19 protein-coding genes are annotated in these 17,096 nt (G+C 41.1%); 10 read left to right on the top strand and 9 right to left on the bottom strand.

Features of this window, described 5'->3' with window-relative positions:
• Positions 1-18: 18 nt before the first annotated feature.
• Entirely contained in the window at positions 19-1,668 is a 1,650-nt protein-coding gene (locus ACIQ0C_RS18595; protein ID WP_403062608.1) for a glycoside hydrolase family 13 protein, read from the top strand.
• Between the two features lie 330 nt (positions 1,669-1,998).
• A complete protein-coding gene (locus ACIQ0C_RS18590; protein WP_402836515.1) occupies positions 1,999-3,042 on the top strand; it encodes a LacI family DNA-binding transcriptional regulator in 1,044 nt (347 codons plus the stop codon).
• 38 nt (positions 3,043-3,080) lie between these two features.
• On the opposite strand, the gene ACIQ0C_RS18585 is transcribed toward ACIQ0C_RS18590, so the two are convergent.
• From ACIQ0C_RS18585 to ACIQ0C_RS18565, 5 genes are all read right to left on the bottom strand, one after another.
• Complete coding sequence (locus tag ACIQ0C_RS18585) at positions 3,081-3,869, bottom strand: MBL fold metallo-hydrolase (RefSeq protein WP_403062605.1); 789 nt, start codon at positions 3,867-3,869, stop codon at positions 3,081-3,083.
• 118 nt (positions 3,870-3,987) lie between these two features.
• Positions 3,988-4,875: an SDR family oxidoreductase gene (locus tag ACIQ0C_RS18580; protein ID WP_402836512.1), complete on the bottom strand. Its 888-nt coding sequence runs from the start codon at positions 4,873-4,875 to the stop codon at positions 3,988-3,990.
• A gap of 217 nt (positions 4,876-5,092) precedes the next feature.
• Positions 5,093-5,584, bottom strand: coding sequence for a YajQ family cyclic di-GMP-binding protein (locus tag ACIQ0C_RS18575; protein WP_063232211.1), 492 nt, complete (start codon positions 5,582-5,584; stop codon positions 5,093-5,095).
• A gap of 102 nt (positions 5,585-5,686) precedes the next feature.
• Positions 5,687-5,818, bottom strand: a complete 132-nt coding sequence (locus tag ACIQ0C_RS18570) for a DUF3941 domain-containing protein (RefSeq protein ID WP_402836510.1) — start codon at positions 5,816-5,818, stop codon at positions 5,687-5,689.
• 68 nt (positions 5,819-5,886) lie between these two features.
• On the bottom strand, positions 5,887-6,753 hold the full coding sequence (locus ACIQ0C_RS18565; protein WP_403062601.1) for a DegV family protein: 867 nt from the start codon (positions 6,751-6,753) through the stop codon (positions 5,887-5,889).
• A gap of 157 nt (positions 6,754-6,910) precedes the next feature.
• Between ACIQ0C_RS18565 and ACIQ0C_RS18560 the strand changes: the two genes are divergently transcribed.
• A complete protein-coding gene (locus ACIQ0C_RS18560; protein ID WP_403062598.1) occupies positions 6,911-7,753 on the top strand; it encodes a YitT family protein in 843 nt (280 codons plus the stop codon).
• 98 nt (positions 7,754-7,851) lie between these two features.
• Here ACIQ0C_RS18560 and ACIQ0C_RS18555 read toward each other — a convergent pair whose 3' ends face one another.
• The 3 genes from ACIQ0C_RS18555 to ACIQ0C_RS18545 all read right to left on the bottom strand — a co-directional run bounded on the left by ACIQ0C_RS18555 (position 7,852) and on the right by ACIQ0C_RS18545 (position 9,114).
• Positions 7,852-8,043 carry a DUF3813 domain-containing protein gene (locus ACIQ0C_RS18555; protein ID WP_403062595.1) on the bottom strand — a complete coding sequence of 64 codons (192 nt, stop codon included), beginning with the start codon at positions 8,041-8,043 and terminating at the stop codon, positions 7,852-7,854.
• A complete protein-coding gene (locus ACIQ0C_RS18550) occupies positions 8,043-8,195 on the bottom strand; it encodes a hypothetical protein (RefSeq protein ID WP_164468789.1) in 153 nt (50 codons plus the stop codon). Before ACIQ0C_RS18550 ends, ACIQ0C_RS18555 begins: the two co-directional genes overlap by 1 nt.
• Positions 8,196-8,298: 103 nt before the next feature.
• Positions 8,299-9,114 carry a Cof-type HAD-IIB family hydrolase gene (locus ACIQ0C_RS18545; RefSeq protein WP_402836502.1) on the bottom strand — a complete coding sequence of 272 codons (816 nt, stop codon included), beginning with the start codon at positions 9,112-9,114 and terminating at the stop codon, positions 8,299-8,301.
• A 216-nt stretch (positions 9,115-9,330) separates the two neighbouring features.
• Here ACIQ0C_RS18545 and ACIQ0C_RS18540 point away from each other — a divergent pair, with 216 nt between their 5' ends.
• From ACIQ0C_RS18540 to moaA, 3 genes are all read left to right on the top strand, one after another.
• The gene (locus ACIQ0C_RS18540; RefSeq protein WP_403062592.1) at positions 9,331-10,119 is read left to right on the top strand and encodes a prolyl oligopeptidase family serine peptidase; all 789 of its coding nucleotides are present in this window, start codon (positions 9,331-9,333) and stop codon (positions 10,117-10,119) included.
• 96 nt (positions 10,120-10,215) lie between these two features.
• A complete protein-coding gene (locus ACIQ0C_RS18535; protein WP_192203688.1) occupies positions 10,216-10,524 on the top strand; it encodes a metal-sulfur cluster assembly factor in 309 nt (102 codons plus the stop codon).
• A 106-nt stretch (positions 10,525-10,630) separates the two neighbouring features.
• The gene (gene moaA, locus ACIQ0C_RS18530; RefSeq protein ID WP_403062589.1) at positions 10,631-11,644 is read left to right on the top strand and encodes a GTP 3',8-cyclase MoaA; all 1,014 of its coding nucleotides are present in this window, start codon (positions 10,631-10,633) and stop codon (positions 11,642-11,644) included.
• A gap of 243 nt (positions 11,645-11,887) precedes the next feature.
• Here the strand turns inward: moaA and ACIQ0C_RS18525 are convergent, their stop codons facing one another.
• Complete coding sequence (locus ACIQ0C_RS18525; RefSeq protein WP_402836495.1) at positions 11,888-12,577, bottom strand: Crp/Fnr family transcriptional regulator; 690 nt, start codon at positions 12,575-12,577, stop codon at positions 11,888-11,890.
• A gap of 232 nt (positions 12,578-12,809) precedes the next feature.
• Between ACIQ0C_RS18525 and argC the strand changes: the two genes are divergently transcribed.
• The 4 genes from argC to ACIQ0C_RS18505 are packed head-to-tail and all read left to right on the top strand — an operon-like array spanning position 12,810 to position 17,029.
• The gene (gene argC / locus ACIQ0C_RS18520; RefSeq protein WP_403062586.1) at positions 12,810-13,847 is read left to right on the top strand and encodes an N-acetyl-gamma-glutamyl-phosphate reductase; all 1,038 of its coding nucleotides are present in this window, start codon (positions 12,810-12,812) and stop codon (positions 13,845-13,847) included.
• Between the two features lie 16 nt (positions 13,848-13,863).
• On the top strand, positions 13,864-15,096 hold the full coding sequence (gene argJ, locus ACIQ0C_RS18515) for a bifunctional ornithine acetyltransferase/N-acetylglutamate synthase (RefSeq protein ID WP_402836491.1): 1,233 nt from the start codon (positions 13,864-13,866) through the stop codon (positions 15,094-15,096).
• A gap of 11 nt (positions 15,097-15,107) precedes the next feature.
• On the top strand, positions 15,108-15,881 hold the full coding sequence (gene argB, locus ACIQ0C_RS18510) for an acetylglutamate kinase (protein WP_402836489.1): 774 nt from the start codon (positions 15,108-15,110) through the stop codon (positions 15,879-15,881).
• Positions 15,878-17,029 carry an acetylornithine transaminase gene (locus tag ACIQ0C_RS18505; RefSeq protein WP_403062584.1) on the top strand — a complete coding sequence of 384 codons (1,152 nt, stop codon included), beginning with the start codon at positions 15,878-15,880 and terminating at the stop codon, positions 17,027-17,029. The genes argB and ACIQ0C_RS18505 overlap by 4 nt, the downstream gene beginning before the upstream one ends.
• Positions 17,030-17,096 lie beyond the last annotated feature (67 nt).

Here is a 17,096-nt window from a genome sequence, read left to right as displayed (position 1 = left end):
GGATCGGGAGGTTACAGCATGAATAAGACCTGGTGGAAAGAAGCGGTTTGCTATCAAGTTTACCCGCGCAGTTTCATGGATAGTAATGGTGATGGAGTCGGAGACATAAAAGGTTTGATTTCAAAGCTCGACTATCTGCAGGAATTAGGGATAGATGTTATTTGGATTTGTCCTTTTTATAAATCTCCCAATGCGGATAATGGCTATGATATTAGTGATTATCAAGCAGTTTCCGATGAATTCGGTTCGATCGAAGATATTGATCTGTTATTGAAAGATGTTCACGGACGTGGAATGAAGGTGATACTCGACCTTGTTTTGAATCATACTAGTGATGAGCACCCCTGGTTCGTCGAGTCACGTTCATCCCGCGATAATCCGAAACGGGATTGGTATATTTGGAGGGATGGGCAGGACGGCCGTGAGCCTAATAATTGGGAAAGCATCTTTTCCGGAAGTGCCTGGAAATTCGATGAAAGGACCAATCAATACTATTTACATTTATTTGCCGAAAAGCAGCCAGACTTAAACTGGAAAAACCCTGATGTGCGAAAGGCATTATATGAAATGGTCAATTGGTGGCTCGATAAGGGAATCGATGGCTTCCGGATTGATGCGATCACGCATATTCATAAGCGTGAAGGCCTTCCGGATATGTCCAATCCTTATTGGCATCAGTATGTACCTGCGTTTGAAATGCATACAAATCAGGACGGGATTCTGGATTACCTTCAGGAGTTGAAAGAAGAGACTTTCTCTAAGTATGATATCATGACGGTCGGTGAGGCCAATGGCGTCAGGATTGAGCAGGCGGAAGAATGGGTCGGGGAATCGAATGGGAAGTTCAATATGATCTTTCAATTTGAACATCTTGGACTTTGGAATAGGGGACAGAATCACGCTGTTGATGTTCAAGGGTTAAAGCGCACGATGACCAAATGGCAAAAGGGGCTGAAAAACAAAGGATGGAATGCTTTGTTTTTTGAAAATCATGACCAGCCGAGAAGTGTATCAACGTGGGGAAATGATCATCAATATTGGTTGGAAAGCGCAAAAATGATAGGAGCCCTATACTTTTTCATGCAAGGGACACCTTTTATTTATCAAGGTCAGGAAATTGGCATGACGAATGTCCAATTTGATTCGATTGATGATTATGATGATGTCGGAATGAAAAACTTTTACAGGATAGAGACCTCGAAAGGTCGTCCCCATGATGAAATCATGAACATTATATGGCATAGCGGCCGTGATAATTCACGAACACCGATGCAATGGAATGATATTGAAAATGGCGGATTCACTCATGGAACACCTTGGATGAGGGTTAATCCAAATTATCGCGCAATTAATGTAGAACAGCAGAAAAATGACCCGTCATCCATTTATCATTTTTATAAAAAGATGATTGAACTTCGAAAAAAACATCAGGTCCTCGTATATGGGGAATATGAATTATTATGGGAAGATCACCCCGATCTTTATATTTATACAAGAACTATGAATGATAATTCAGTCATGGTAGTATGTAACTTTAGTATGAATCACCATCAAATCGACCTTTCCTATTGGGGGGAAATGGAACTTTTGCTGGCTAATTATGAGGATTGTCCTGAGGTGTCGCTTATTGATTTACGTCCATATGAAACGAGGATTTATCGTTATTGATTTCTATGGACTAGATTGGAAATGGCTTAAAACCTATGTAGTTAGTCGTCTGACTTCTTGATTTCCAATAGACCTGTCGTTTTTTAAGAAGCTGATCATACATCAGCTTCTTTTTGGATTTTAAACATGAATGAAGAAAACGGAAAAGTGAGTATTTTCTGAAAAATTAAATAAACATTAAAAAAAGTATGGATATAACTATTGGACTGAGTGTATTATGAATACATACAAAATGTATAAATATAAAATAAATATTAAAGAAGTGTTTATTGGTATTCACCTTTTTTAAAAATGAAGTCAATAAAGGCTAAGAAGGGAGAGGGGAAATGCATGGCCATCACAATAAAAGATGTGGCACAGCTAGCGAATGTTGCTCCTTCAACAGTTTCTCGAGTGATTGCAAACAATCCTCGGATAAGTGAAAAGACAAAGGTACGGGTACGTAAGGCGATGACTAAATTAGGATACCATCCAAACTTCATTGCACGTAGTCTTGCCAATCAATCGACCAGGATCATTGGTTTGGTAATGCCAAGTTCGTCAAATGATTATTATCAAAACCCATTCTTTCCGACGATCCTCCAGGGTCTAAGTGAAGGAGCTCAGGAAAACCATTATTCCCTGTTGCTAAGCACGGGAAAAACAGAAGATGAAATCTACGAAGGAGTAGTGAATATGGTACAGGGGGGGATGGTGGATGGAATAATCCTGATGTATTCAAGGATGAACGATCACATCCTGACCTATTTGAGGGAAAGGGCTTTTCCATTTGTGATCATTGGGAAACCCTATGATTACATCGAGGAGATAACATATGTTGATAACGATAATATCTTGGCTGCCGAACAGGCAACGGATTACCTCATACAGCTAGGACATGAAAGGATTGGATTCATCGGAGGTGATGTAACCCTTGTGATGACCCTTGATCGCTTGTCAGGTTATGAACGGGCATTGAAGCGGGCTGGAATCGATCGAAGGGGGGAATATACCCTGCATGAAGATTTTTTGCATGAAGGGGGACAAGCAGCTGCAAAAAGGTTACTATCCATCGAAGAACCACCAACCGCTTTGGTTGTCAGTGATGATCTCATGGCACTTGGCATCGTGCATTCACTTCGCGAGATGGGCGTGCGCACTCCTGAAGAAATTTCAATCGTCAGCTTCAATAACGTTCTTTTCTCTGAACTGTCATTACCAGCCCTGACTTCCGTAGATATTAATATTTTTGATTTGGGATATCAGGCCGCTAAGGGCATCATTCATATGCTGCAGACTGGAGATGCACCTGCCGGGACCATCATTCCACATCATTTCGTGGAAAGGCATTCCTGCAGATCGATCAAGCAAGGTGCAATGGCCATGACATACTGAACGAGAGGGCATTGCGTAAAAGCAATGCCTTATTTTCACTAGAAATGTATGCTGAAACTTTTGAATGCATGTACACCCGTTCCGTGTCTGACTAAATTATTCTCTTTAAGATATTGAATGGCTGCAAGGACTTCTTCAAGGATCCCTGGTTCGAGGCCTAGTTGGTTGTGCCCGCCATAGATTTTGGAGACTGACTTGATCTTTGTGATTTTTTCCAACGAATTCACAAGGTCTTCAGGGCTTGTCGAGGGATAAAATGCATAAACGGGAGTATCTGAATAAAGCAGGTCGCCAGTAAATAAATAACCTGTTTCATTATCCAAAATTGAAATGTGGCCAGGTGAATGCCCAGGTGTATGATAAATGCCTAAACTGCGGTTTCCAAGATTAATCGTGTCCCCATCCGATAACAGCCTATCAGGGTAACCCCGGTATGGCTTGTATGTATCAGGATCGAATGATTCGGGTATGGGTAATGTGATATCCCGGGCCATGTCCTTTCTTATTTGTTCCAAGGACAAACCTGCAATGCCATTAATCAGCCAATTGGCATCATCACCATGAACATAAATTGTGTCATAATCACCGTGACCGCCAATATGGTCAGCATGAACGTGTGTGGTCAGGACGATGATCGGAAGATCTGTAAGCTGGTCTGTAATCCGCTTAATCGAATCGATGCCTAACCCTGTATCGATTAACGCAGCACGGGTCTCCCCTAGTAATAAAAAGGAATGAACTTTCTCCCAATGACCATATTCACTGATTGCAAACGTTTTTGAGTCCAATCCCTGAACCGTGAACCATGGATCTACAATATTTTTCAAAAATGACTCCACTCCTTCCCACTCATATATTCCGCGTTAACCGGGAATATCCTGCATGAAAGAGCAAAAGCAGTGGATTTCAATTTGTGAAATCCACTGCTTTTGGAAAGGTAAGGTCTTATCCGTTTACAACGGTCCCGCCGTTTACATGGATGACTTGTCCACTTACATAGGATGAATCATCACTTGCCAAATATACATAGGCTGGTGCCAATTCCTCTGGCTGCCCTGCACGGCCCATTGGAGTATCCTGCCCGAATTTGGCAACATCCTCTTCGCCGAATGAGGCAGGAATCAACGGTGTCCAGATCGGACCTGGCGCAACACCATTCACTCGGATGCCATCTTTTGAGATGGAGTTCGACAGGGCTCTTGTAAATGCCAGTATGGCACCTTTTGTTGAAGAGTAATCGATTAGTTTTGGGTTGCCCTGATAGGCTGTGATAGAGGTTGTATTAATGATGCTGCTTCCTTTTTTCAGGTGCTTCAATGCAGCTTTAGTTAAGTGGAACATCGAGAAAATATTCGTGCGGAACGTTTTTTCCAATTGTTCAGCCGAAATGTCCAGGATACTTGTCTGCACATGCTGTTCTCCGGCGTTGTTGACAAGAATGTCCAAACCGCCAAATTCTTCAACCGTTCTTTTGACGACATCCTGGCAGAAGGCTTCATCACCGATATCACCGGAAATGAGTAAACATTTTTGGCCTTCTTTTTCGATCAATTCTTTTGTCGCTTTGGCATCCTCGTGTTCATCCAAGTATGCAACTGTCACATTCGCTCCTTCTTTAGCGTAGTAAATGGCAACTGATTTACCGATTCCGCTGTCTCCTCCTGTTATGATTGCCGTTTTACCTTTTAATTTGCCGCTTCCTTTGTAGGCAGCTTTAACTGAATCAGGGTTCGGTTCCATTTTTGTTTCCAATCCAGGTTGATGCTGCTGATGTTGAGGTGGAAATCCTTGCTTGTTCTGATTTTGAGTAGTCAAGATATAAACGCCTCCCATTTAATTATCTACGCTTTCTCTATTCCTTCTTTTAGGAAAAAGAAAACATGGAAAAAATACCCAAAAAAATCATGTTTAATGTTTTAACTGAAGAGAACATGACTAGTCTTTCCATGTTCCATGAAGGCGATTCATTTGAAGGAAATGGGGGATGAACGCTGAAGGAGGCAGTTGAAACAAATAAAAAAAGACCCACCAACAGGTGAGGCCTTCATACTTAGCGGTAATTTAAGAATTGTACATCAATGGACAGATCAGCGCCCCGAATAGCGGAAATGATTCCTTGTAAATCATCCCGGTTCTTACCGGTAACCCGGATTTGATCATCCTGGATCTGGCTTTTTACTTTAAGGCCGCTATTTTTAATGATGGTATTGATCTTTTTAGCTTGCTCCTTATCGATGCCTTGAATTAGCTTGGCCCGTTGGCGAACGGTCCCGCCAGAAGCCCCTTCTAATTTGCCATAATCCAGGTTCTTGACGGGTACGTCACGTTTAATGAGTTTACTGATGAGAACATCCTTCAGCTGTTCGAGCTTATATTCATCGTCGGATACTAAAACCAAGTCTTCTTTTTCAATGGTGATGCTGCTTATGCTCCCTTTGAAATCATAGCGTGTCTGTATTTCCTTCATAGCCATGGTAACTGCATTCGTTACCTCTGAAAAGTCTACTTTCGAAACAATATCAAATGAATTTTCCTTTGCCATCACTTACCTCCAGCAGGGTTTATTTCCTTTATTATAGAGAAAGTATGTTAGGAAGACAACTATCTAAACGATATAAAAAAGCGAGGGGACAAGCCCCACGCTTCATTTGTGGTCCGTTTTCTTCGAATAGGAGTGCTTACCTGCAGCAAGGTTTTCCTGATATGCGATATTTTTTTCAGCATTTCTCGCTTGGTTATCTTTTGGCCTTTTATTGTCATCGGCTGTTTTGGACATAGTGAAAACTCCCTTCCATTATCTGATCAATATATATTGTTCACAATTATGGAAGGGAGTATGTATGTTTATGATTTCTCAGGGGTATCGTTTAAGAAGAAGAGGGCAATTGTGCCAGGACCGGCATGTGCACCGATGACGGAGCCAATTGTATGGATCATGAAGTCGGTTGTCCCGAATTCATTTTGGATGGCTTCCTTCCATTCCAGGGCAGTTGCTTCATCGTCACCATGACTGATGGCAATCGTTTGGGTTGTTAAGTTTTTGCCTCTTTCATGCATTAATTCGATTACACGTTTAATCAATTTCTTTTTGCCGCGTATCTTTTCAAGCGGAACAAGCTTCCCATCTTCAACATGCAATAACGGTTTAATGTTTAATAAACCGCCAACAAGGGCAGATGTCTTGGAGATACGGCCGCCACGGGCCAGATATTCAAGGTTATCTACAGTGAATAGATGCTCCATATGCCGGGTTTGGAATTCGATGGCAGCCAGGATTTCTTCTTTAGTGGCACCGTTGGCTGCCAGATCGGCTGCTTTCTTTACAATTAAACCGACGCCCATCGAAGCGCATTTCGTATTGACGATTTCAATGTCAAGGTCAGGGTACTCTTCCTTCACCTGATTAAGAATCATCACTGCCGTTTGATATGTTCCAGATAACTCAGAGGAAAAGGCTATATAAATCCCTTGTTTTTTCTCTTTGGCAAACTGTGTGAAAAGTTCTATAAAGTATTCTGGGGAAGCTTGCGATGTTTTCGGGGTTTTTCCTTCAAGCATCGCCTGATAGACTTCGTGAGAATTAATGGTAAGTAAATCTTCATAATTTTCCCCGTCAAGATGGACTTGTAAAGGGATTAATGAAACATTGTTTTCCTTATAGAAAGACAACGGCAAATCACATGCACTATCTGCAAGAATTGTGATAGCCATAATACACCTGCTTTCTTTTTACAATTTTCAGAAAATGAGTGGTCACTCTACTTTTTAGTGTAGCACGTAACGGTAAAAATTCAATCTCTACGTAAATAGAATAAATAATTAAGGGTAAAAAGATAATAGAATAAGGGTGAAATGGAGGTTTTTTAGGATGTACAGTGGTGAAATGAAGAAAATTATCATAGTTGTGGTGGGCGCATTGCTTAATGCCGTTGCAATGAACTTTTTTCTAATACCGGCAAACGTATATGCAAGCGGCTTTACGGGAGTGGCCCAGCTTCTATCGAGGATGATTGGATCTTTTGCTCCTTTTGATGTATCAACAGGTATTCTATTGTTTTTATTGAACATTCCAGTAACGATCATTGCTTGGCGAAAGGTTGGAAAGTCTTTCACATTTTATAGTTTCCTCAGCGTTGCCTTGATGTCCTTCTTTATGGAAATCATTCCGATTACACGCTGGTCACCTGACATATTATTGAATGCGGTATTTGGTGGAGTCATAGCTGCAGTAGGTGTGGGGATCACCTTGAAATACGGTGCATCGACTGGCGGAATGGATATTATCGCCATGCTTCTTTCACGGAAGAAGGATAAACCTGTAGGTACTTATTTATTTCTGCTGAATGGCGTGATCATTGTAACGGCAGGTGCTGTTTATGGACCGGAAAAAGCTTTGTACACGCTTGTTACCCTTTACACATCGACCCGTGTCGTGGACGCGATACATACACGTCATGAAAAGCTTACGGCCATGATCATTACAAAGAAAAGCGAAGAGCTTAAACAGGCAATCCATGCTAAGTTAGTTCGCGGAATTACAAGGGTTCCCGCTAAAGGTGCGTTCACCAACGAAAATAAGGAAATGCTATTGATTGTCATTACAAGGTATGAACTTTATGACCTTGAAAAGATCATCAAGGAAGTGGACCCACATGCTTTCACGAACATCATAGAAACGTCAGGCATTGTTGGAACTTTCCGCAGGGAATGATATTAACAAATAATCAAGGCCACAAAAGGCGGTAAGGCACGAAATAACAATTGATGAAAACAAAGTGAAAGCCTCCAGGAATCCTGGAGGCTTTCACATTATTTAGAGTGATTTTCCAGCTCTTCCTGAAGTTCTCGCAATTGTTCTTTTTCAGCCTCGGTCGTATTGGCAAAAGCTGATGAAAGAGCGTTTTTAGCGATTTCCTCTGTCTTATGCTGGTCACCGTCATGCTCAGAGTGGAGAGCTTCTTCAACAAATTCCCTAGCCTTTTGGAATAATTTGTTTCCCATTAGAAGCCACCATAGCTTTGTTCAGACATAATTCTTAACCTGTCTTTTTCAGCCTCTTCAAACGTAGTGTGATAAGGGATTTTTTCGGCATGCCTGGCAACACTTTCTTTGCCCTGCTGAACAAATCGTTTAGATTTACTGCTTTTACCCATTCTTATCTCCTCCGATTCTGAGCGTTGTCGACAACGGAATGAATCTGTTGTCCATATTAGTTTGGCTTGAAAGGTGGAGATTATGAAGGTAAAAAATGACGGATTAGGCTTTTATATTGAATTTTTCTTCGAGGAAGACGGCTATACCATCTTCTTCATTCGTCAATGTAGTCGTATTTGCTACCGTTTTTACTGGTGAGATCGCATTCCCCATGGCCACCCCGGTTCCCGCATATTCGAGCATTTCCAAATCATTATCTTCATCACCGAAAGCGATTATCCTGTTTTGGGGAATCTCCAGATAGTTGGATACGCGTTTTAGCCCTACGGCTTTACTTAACCCGCTTTTTATTATTTCGATGATATGAAAAGGCTCTGCCCAGCGGCGATGATCGACCAATTCTGCATGGACATCGGATAAATGCTGGCGAATCTGTCCTACGAATTCACTATCTGTGTGAATCAGCATCGAAGTTGGGGAATCCTGAAGGTAATCGCGCAAGTCACCGGTCTTCATGATCGGATTTCCTAGATTGAACATGTTCATCAACTTTTCATCATGATAATGGACATAAACTTCATCCCGGACTTCAGCGATGATGTTGTGAAATTTAAACTGATCACAGGCTTCGACAATATCTTTCGCAACATTTATATCCAGAGGAGAGTGGTATACCCCCCAGCTTGTATGTAATGGGTGATGGACGAAAGCGCCATTGAAATTAACGATTGGTGTAGTCAACCCCAATTCCCGGTAATATTGTTCACTTGAGCGAAAGGGACGCCCGGTGGCGATCATAACCTCGTGTCCATCTTCCTTTAGTTTTAGGAGTGTTTTTTTAGTCCTTGAAGAAATTGTTTTGTTATCTGTAAGTAAAGTACCATCAAGATCCAATACGATTAAATGTTTCTCAGCCATGTACACACCTTCTGTTCTTTTTGATTTCATTATATGCAAATATTGTTAAGCCTATTTTAAGGTAAATGTAAATCTTTTTCATACTTTATGCATTCCTGTATGATATTACTATATCCAGGATTATTATAATTAAAGCGAAGCTCAGGTTTAAAGGAATGGAATCCATTTTGATAATGGTATTGGAAAGACCGGAACAAATTATTCGGAGGGGTTAACTTGATAATAATTGAAAAAGAACTAATAGGACAAATTCCTGTATTGCACCTAGGGAAAGAAACCACTTTCAATCAGGAATTGCCGCTTATAATTTTTATACATGGTTTTCAAAGTGCAAAAGAACATAATCTACACTATGCTTATTTATTGGCTGAAAAGGGGTTTCGTGTGCTTCTGCCTGATGTGATTCATCATGGGGAAAGGGAAGCCGGTTTAAGTGAATCTCAAATGATGCCCCGTTTTTGGGAAATGGTTTTACAAACAATCCAGGATTTATCTTTGTTGAAGGATGATTTATTATCCCGAAAATTGATTGAGCCCGAAAGAATTGGCGTAGCAGGTACCTCAATGGGGGGAATAGTGACTAATGGGGCCCTGGCTGCTTATGAATGGATTTCCGCCGGAGTCAGTTTAATGGGGAACCCATCATATGTCGCGTATGCTGAGCTCCAAATGGAGGAGATTAAGAAAAGGAAAGTTAATTTCCCAGCTACTGATGAGGAAGTTGCGAAGGTGATTGAACAGCTCAAGCCATTTGATTTGAGTCTTAATCAGGATAAGCTTTCCGACCGACCGCTTCTTTTTTGGCATGGAGCCAAAGATCCGGTTGTGCCTTATCAACATGCATACCGTTTTTATGAAGGGGTCAAAGCAGGGTATGACGAGACAGAAGGAAAAATTGATTTTATCCTTGACCCTAAGGCTGGACATAAGGTCAGTAGAGAAGGAGTGCTTAAGACAGCAGACTGGTTCACGAAACATTTACTGTCAACTGTGCAAAATGCTTAAGTACTCACTCAAAATCTGTTATGATGCTTATACGGACATAATGATGAAACCGATAATCTAAAACGAAGAAATTTTTCCATAAAAGGAGTGATCGAAGTGGATCAAGATACAAAAGACATTATTTTTGGAGCTTTGGAGCAGGTCATTGACCCTGAGCTTGGTATAGATATCGTTAATTTAGGCTTGGTATATGATGTGGATATGGATGAGGAAGGTCTGACTACCGTTACGATGACATTGACAGCAATGGGCTGTCCGCTAGCCGGGACGATCGTCGATCAAGTTAAATTGGTTCTGGAAGATATTCCCGAGGTCAAGGAAACGGATGTAAAGATTGTCTGGAGTCCGCCATGGACGAAAGACAAAATGTCCAGGTATGCTAAAATTGCATTAGGAATCAAATAATATCTCTGTAATAGAAATGAGAAGCCAGTCAAAAAAAGTGAATCCATTCAAGGAGCCACTTTTTATGGTCTGGTTTTTTCTAATACATTCGGCTAGGAGTGGTTAATTGAACAGTCAAATTAAAGATTCATTGGACAGGCCACTAAGGGATTTAAGGATTTCAGTCATAGATCGCTGTAACTTTCGCTGCTCGTATTGCATGCCTGCTGAAATTTTTCATGAGAATTTTCAGTTCCTGCCTAAAAGTGAGCTATTATCTTATGAGGAAATTGTAAGGCTTTCTAAAATATTCGCAAGCTTAGGTGTAAAAAAACTAAGGTTGACAGGCGGGGAACCATTACTCCGGAGAGATCTTGCCACTCTGGTTTCAAATCTCGTTAAAATTGAAGGTATTGAAGATATTGGACTGACCACGAATGGTGTCTTCTTGAAAAAGCATGCCGTGGATTTGAGGGAAGCTGGTTTACAGAGAGTGAATATCAGCTTGGACAGCCTCGATGACGATCTTTTCAAGAAGATGAACGGCAGGGATATCGGCATAAAGCCCGTTATTGAAGGCATCGCTGCTGCCAAAGAAGCAGGGCTTGGCGTTAAAGTGAATATGGTTGTGAAAAAAGAAACCAATGAATCTCAAATCCTGCCGATGGCCCGATTTTGTAAAGATGAGGGCATTCAATTACGCTATATTGAATTCATGGATGTCGGACACACAAATGGCTGGCAGTTGAAGAATGTCATTACGAAAAAAGAACTGCTTGCGATGCTTCAAACCGAATTCGATCTTGAACCGGTTGAAGAAGATTATTTTGGGGAGGTGGCAAAACGCTTCCGTTATAAGGGCACTACTGCAGAAGTGGGCTTCATAACCTCGGTATCCGAGTCTTTTTGTTCAAGTTGTACACGTGCACGTCTTTCTGCAAATGGAAGTTTATATACATGCCTGTTTAATGGAAAGGGACATGACTTGAAGTCATTGCTCCGTTCCGACATGACAGATGAAGAGTTGACCGGGTTCATCATTTCACTTTGGAACCGCAGGGACGACCGCTATTCGGATGAACGGGCAGCGGGAACGGTGAAGAAACAGGAAAAAATCGAAATGTCATTCATTGGCGGGTAATCTGTCCTAATGAATGAAAAATTAAGGGATGGCAGCTATGCCATCCCTTATTAGTATAGTGTCAGGATTTGATGTCAGACAATGGACGAAATCGATTTTTATACTTTTTTTATGCATTTTTATATAGGACACAAGGTAATGAAAATAATTCAAAGGTCCTAGGGGTGGATTTAGCCTGAAATAAACTCCAATCATATTAAGATCAGTAAGGCATTATGTATTGCTTCTTTTTATGGGATGGATTCAATCGATGGTACAGATTTCAATTGGACAGTTTTCACAGTCGATTTCTTGTTTTAAATAGTCAAAGTCAAGAATCGTAATGCGTCCTTTTTTAATCGAGATGACATTGTTTTTCCTTAATTGAGCGAGCATTCGATTGACCACCTCGCGGGAAGTACCGCAAAAATTGGCGAGTTCTTGGTTTGTAAAGGGAAGATTGATAATTTTACCGTTTTCTGCTTCAGTTCCATAGCTATTTGATAAACGGATGAGGGTGGAGTAAAATGCCCCTTTCTTACCGTGCAGGAGCATATCGCGGAATTTAGCCTGATTTTTACGGTTTTGAGAGGATAACCATGTCATCATCTCAACAGCAAGAAGGCTATCGGAGGCGATTTTTTTCTCTAATGATTCTTTGGAAATAACCGCAACAGTTCCATCTTCCATCATTTTTGCATTCATCATATATTTAGGATTTTGAGAAAACAAGACTGTTTCCCCAACCAAATCATTCTCCGAACTAATGCGTATAGTTAATTCACGACCGTCTGGAACAACCTTGCTCACTTCCACTTTCCCTTTAATAATGTAATACAAATCACTTGCTGGGGTGCTCTCATGAAAAAGGTAGCACCCTTTTTCCATATGTTTAACTTGTTGTTTATTATCTAAAATTGCATGCATCCGATTAGATAATGATAATTCATTCATGCCTATGACCACCTTTCAAAAACCGTCATTACTCAATTACTACCTTTGATTTAAACGAAAAAAAACCTAGTAGTCAACAAGTTTGGATAATTTTAGGATTTTAGATGGATGATTTTTCATTTGGAATTTATGTTTTAAATTTTATAAAAATACATTTGATTTTATTTTTATTCAGTCTTATAATAATAGAATCAAAGATTGACAGGGACCTGAAATTATAGGAGATGGTTTTATGAACGTATCAATAGTAGGTGCAACGGGTTATGGGGGAATGGAACTAATAAGGTTTTTGAATAATCATCCGCAATTTAAAATAAAATCATTGCATACTTCATCCCAATTTGGTCGAAATTTATCTGAAGAAAATGCACATTTAATGCATATGGAAGATACATTAGAAGAAATTGACCCGGAAGCGATTGCAAAAAAATCCGATATTGTATTTCTTGCAACTCCTTCTGGTGTTTCATCGCAATTGGTTTCGGAATTTTCTGACCTTGACATTAAAGTGATCGACTTATCGGGAGACCTCAGGCTTCAAACTCCAGGTGAATACGAGCACTGGTATAAAAAGCAGGCCGCGCCACAGCATATTATTGAAGAATCTGTATACGGATTGGCTGAATGGAATGCCGAAGCAATAAAAAAAGCGGCGATTATTGCAAATCCTGGGTGTTACCCAACCGCTTCACTATTAGGTCTTGCCCCTTTATTCACTGAAGGATTGGCCGGAGCAGCTGCCGATGTGATCATCGATGCAAAGTCCGGGGTTTCAGGGGCGGGTAAATCACTTTCGGCAGTCACCCATTATAGTGAAATGAATGAGAACTTTAGGATATATAAGGTGAATCAACATCAACACATACCGGAAATCGAACAACAGCTCGGGCGATGGTCATCAGGTTTACAGCCCATTACATTTAATACCCATCTTGTTCCAATGACAAGAGGCATTATGGCAACGATGTATATAAAGGTAAATCGGGAAACCTCAAATGTTGAATTAAAAGATTTATACGAAACCGTATACGAGAACCACCCATTTGTCCGGGTACAGCCCCTTGATCGCTTTCCATCCACGAAACAGGTATATGGATCGAACTTTTGCGACATTGGCATTGATTATGATGAAAGGACAGGTAAGGTAACGGTGGTTTCGGTTATTGATAATTTAGTGAAGGGTGCTGCAGGGCAGGCCATTCAAAATGCAAATATAGTAATGGGACTAGAAGAAACGGCAGGACTATGGAACAGTCCGATATATCCGTAAACTTTGGAGGGAAACAATGAATACACTACAGCCAGTTGAGGAAATCAAACAAGTTCAAGAAGGAAACATTTTAATGCCCCAAGGGTTCAAAGCGTCAGGTGTCCATGCAGGATTACGCTATTCTAAAAAGGACGTTGGCATCATTTTTACCGATGTTCCAGCATCAGCGGCGGCGGTTTATACACAAAATGTAGTTCAAGCCGCTCCAATCAATGTAACGAAAGATAGTATTGCGGTTACTGGAAAACTCCACGGCATAGTAGTGAATAGTGCTTGTGCGAATGCTTGTACAGGTGAACAGGGTTTAAAAGATGCAAATGAAATGAGGAAGCTTGCGGCTCAAAAGTTCGGTTTGGAGGACCATTCATTTGCAGTGGCTTCAACGGGTGTCATAGGGGAATTCATGGAAATGGAAAAGGTAAGAAAAGGCATAGAGTCATTGCAGCCAGAAAATACGCCTGAAGCTGCTGAAGCTTTTGGTACCGCCATTTTAACAACGGATATCGTAACCAAGAGCTGTGGTTATGAAACAATCATTGACGGTAAAACCGTGAAAATGGGCGGTGCTGCAAAGGGTTCTGGAATGATTCATCCAAACATGGCCACAATGCTCGGCTTCATTACGACGGATGCTGTAATTGAACCGGATGACTTACAGCAAGCACTATCCTCCATTACAAATGATACATTCAATCAAATCACGGTTGATGGCGACTGTTCAACGAATGACATGGTGTTGGTGCTCGCAAATGGAGAAGCGAATAATGAACCTTTGACACCTAACCATCCAGAATGGTCCATCTTCCTGGAATTATTAAAGCAAACTTCGGAAAATCTCGCCAAACAAATTGCTAAAGACGGAGAAGGTGCCACAAAACTGATTGAAGTGAATGTTCATGGCATGCATACGAAACAAGATTCACAGATGATGGCGAAGACGATAGTTGGTTCAAATCTAGTGAAAACGGCAGCTTTTGGAGCGGATGCAAACTGGGGACGAATCATAGCTGCAATGGGAAGAAGCGGAGTGGTATTCAATCCGGATCAAACTACAATCGTTTTTGGTGATATCGTCGTACTTAAAGATGGTGAGCCGATTATGTTTTCTGAGGAAGATGCCAAAGCATACTTGGAAAATGAAAGTATCATCATAAATGTTTATTTGAAAGATGGTAATGAATCAGGCACGGCATGGGGCTGCGATCTAACCTATGATTATGTGAAAATAAACGGAAGCTACCGTTCGTAGAGGTGAAAAGTATGAACATATTAGTCATAAAGTGCGGCGGCAGCATCATTAATGAGTTATCGGAGTCATTTTTCAATAGTGTTAAAGAGTTACAAAACCGCGGCTACCATATCGTCTTTGTGCATGGAGGCGGCCCTGATATAAATTCAATGCTTGAAAAATTTGAAATTGAACCAGTATTTGAAGATGGGTTAAGAAAAACGACCGCTGAAGTGCTGGAAATCGTGGAACTTATGCTGGCAGGCAAATCGAACCGTAGCCTCGTTCATAAATTGGCAGCTCATGGCATCAAGGCAGTCGGTTTAAATGGCTCTGACGGCGGAATTCTCACAGGTGATTATATCGATGAACAGAAACTTGGGGCTGTTGGTGAAATACAACAAGTCAATACGGAATTATTCGGACTTTTATTCGAAAAAGGTTATTGTCCGGTATTGACGCCCATTTCATCTACCGAAGAAGGCACTAAATTAAATGTGAATGCCGATATGGCTGCCGGGTCTGTAGCGAAGGCACTATCGGCTGATATGTGTTTATTTGTGACCGATGTTCAAGGGGTCTTGAAGAATGGGCAGATCATTGAGAAATTGAATGAAACGGAAACGAAGAATATGATCATGGATGGAAGTATCCATGGCGGAATGATCCCGAAAGTCAATACAGCTTTGTCGGTGCTGAATAAAGGGATTGAAGAAGTGATGATCGTTAGCGGGAAAGATCATTTTTATCAAGGCGGACAATTCATCGGTACGAAATTTCTTCAGGAGGAAGGGGTATTTCAATGAGTTCTTTATTTCCAACATATGCAAGGTGGAACATTGAGCCAAGAAAAGCGTCAGGATTGAAGATTACGAGTGCAACAGGTAAAGAGTATCTGGATTTCACATCCGGAATCGGGGTTTTGAATCTTGGACATTGTCATGAGAAAGTAAAAATGGCCGTGACGGAACAACTTAATAAATATTGGCATGTATCGAACATGTTTCAAAGTTCCATACAGGAACGGACAGCAAAAATGTTGGCTGATGCCTCTGGTTTAAGTCGGGTGTTCTTTGCCAACAGCGGTGCCGAGGCGAATGAGGCAGCTATCAAACTAGCACGAAAAGCTACCGGGAAAAGCAAAATTGTCACATGTCAGCAGTCTTTCCACGGCCGTACGTTTGCGACGATGGCTGCAACGGGGCAGGAAAAAATCAAGACTGGTTTCGGACCGATGCTGGCTTCGTTCGAATATGTTCCATTTAATGATAATGATGCCATGACAGCAGCCATTGATGAAAATACGGCAGCTGTAATGATTGAAATCATTCAAGGAGAAGGCGGCATCCATGTTGTACAGCAATCATATCTGGACGTGATTCAAACCAAATGCCAAGAACACGGAGCTCTCCTCATCATAGATGAAATTCAGACTGGGATAGGACGTACAGGGAAACCATTTGCATTTCAGCATTTCAATATCCAACCGGATATCATCACTTCAGCAAAGGGGCTGGGAAATGGCCTGCCAATCGGGGCGATGATTGGGAAGGAAGCGCTGTCTGAGTTCTTTAACCCTGGAAGTCATGGATCCACTTTTGGAGGCAATCCCGTAAGTGTCTCTGCAGCCGAAGCCGTATTAAAGGAAATTTTTCAATCAGGGTTTTTAAAAGAAACCGTTAAAAAGGCTGAATACCTTGAAAGTGAATTGGCAAAAGCATTGAAGGACATGGAAGAAGTGAAAGAGATTCGCGGTCTGGGAATGATGGTCGGAATTGAATGTAAACAAGATGTTCAGGTGTTTTTAATGGAACTCCAAGAAGAGGGCTTACTTGTATTGAGTGCAGGCCCTAAAGTACTTCGTTTACTCCCATCCCTGACAGTTACCGAACCTGAGATCGATAGGGCTATATATAAAATTAAAAAAGTATTGGCAATAAAACAAACCGTCTAAATTTATTGAATTTTTATAGAACAAAATGAATAATTATGCTATTGTATATATAAATATACATCATCTA

It is taken from the genome of Peribacillus sp. NPDC096448 (assembly GCF_044762675.1).
Classification (GTDB): domain Bacteria; phylum Bacillota; class Bacilli; order Bacillales; family DSM-1321; genus Peribacillus; species Peribacillus frigoritolerans_B.
Note: the sequence above shows the minus strand (reverse complement) of the source record. Positions and strands in the feature narration are given on the sequence as shown.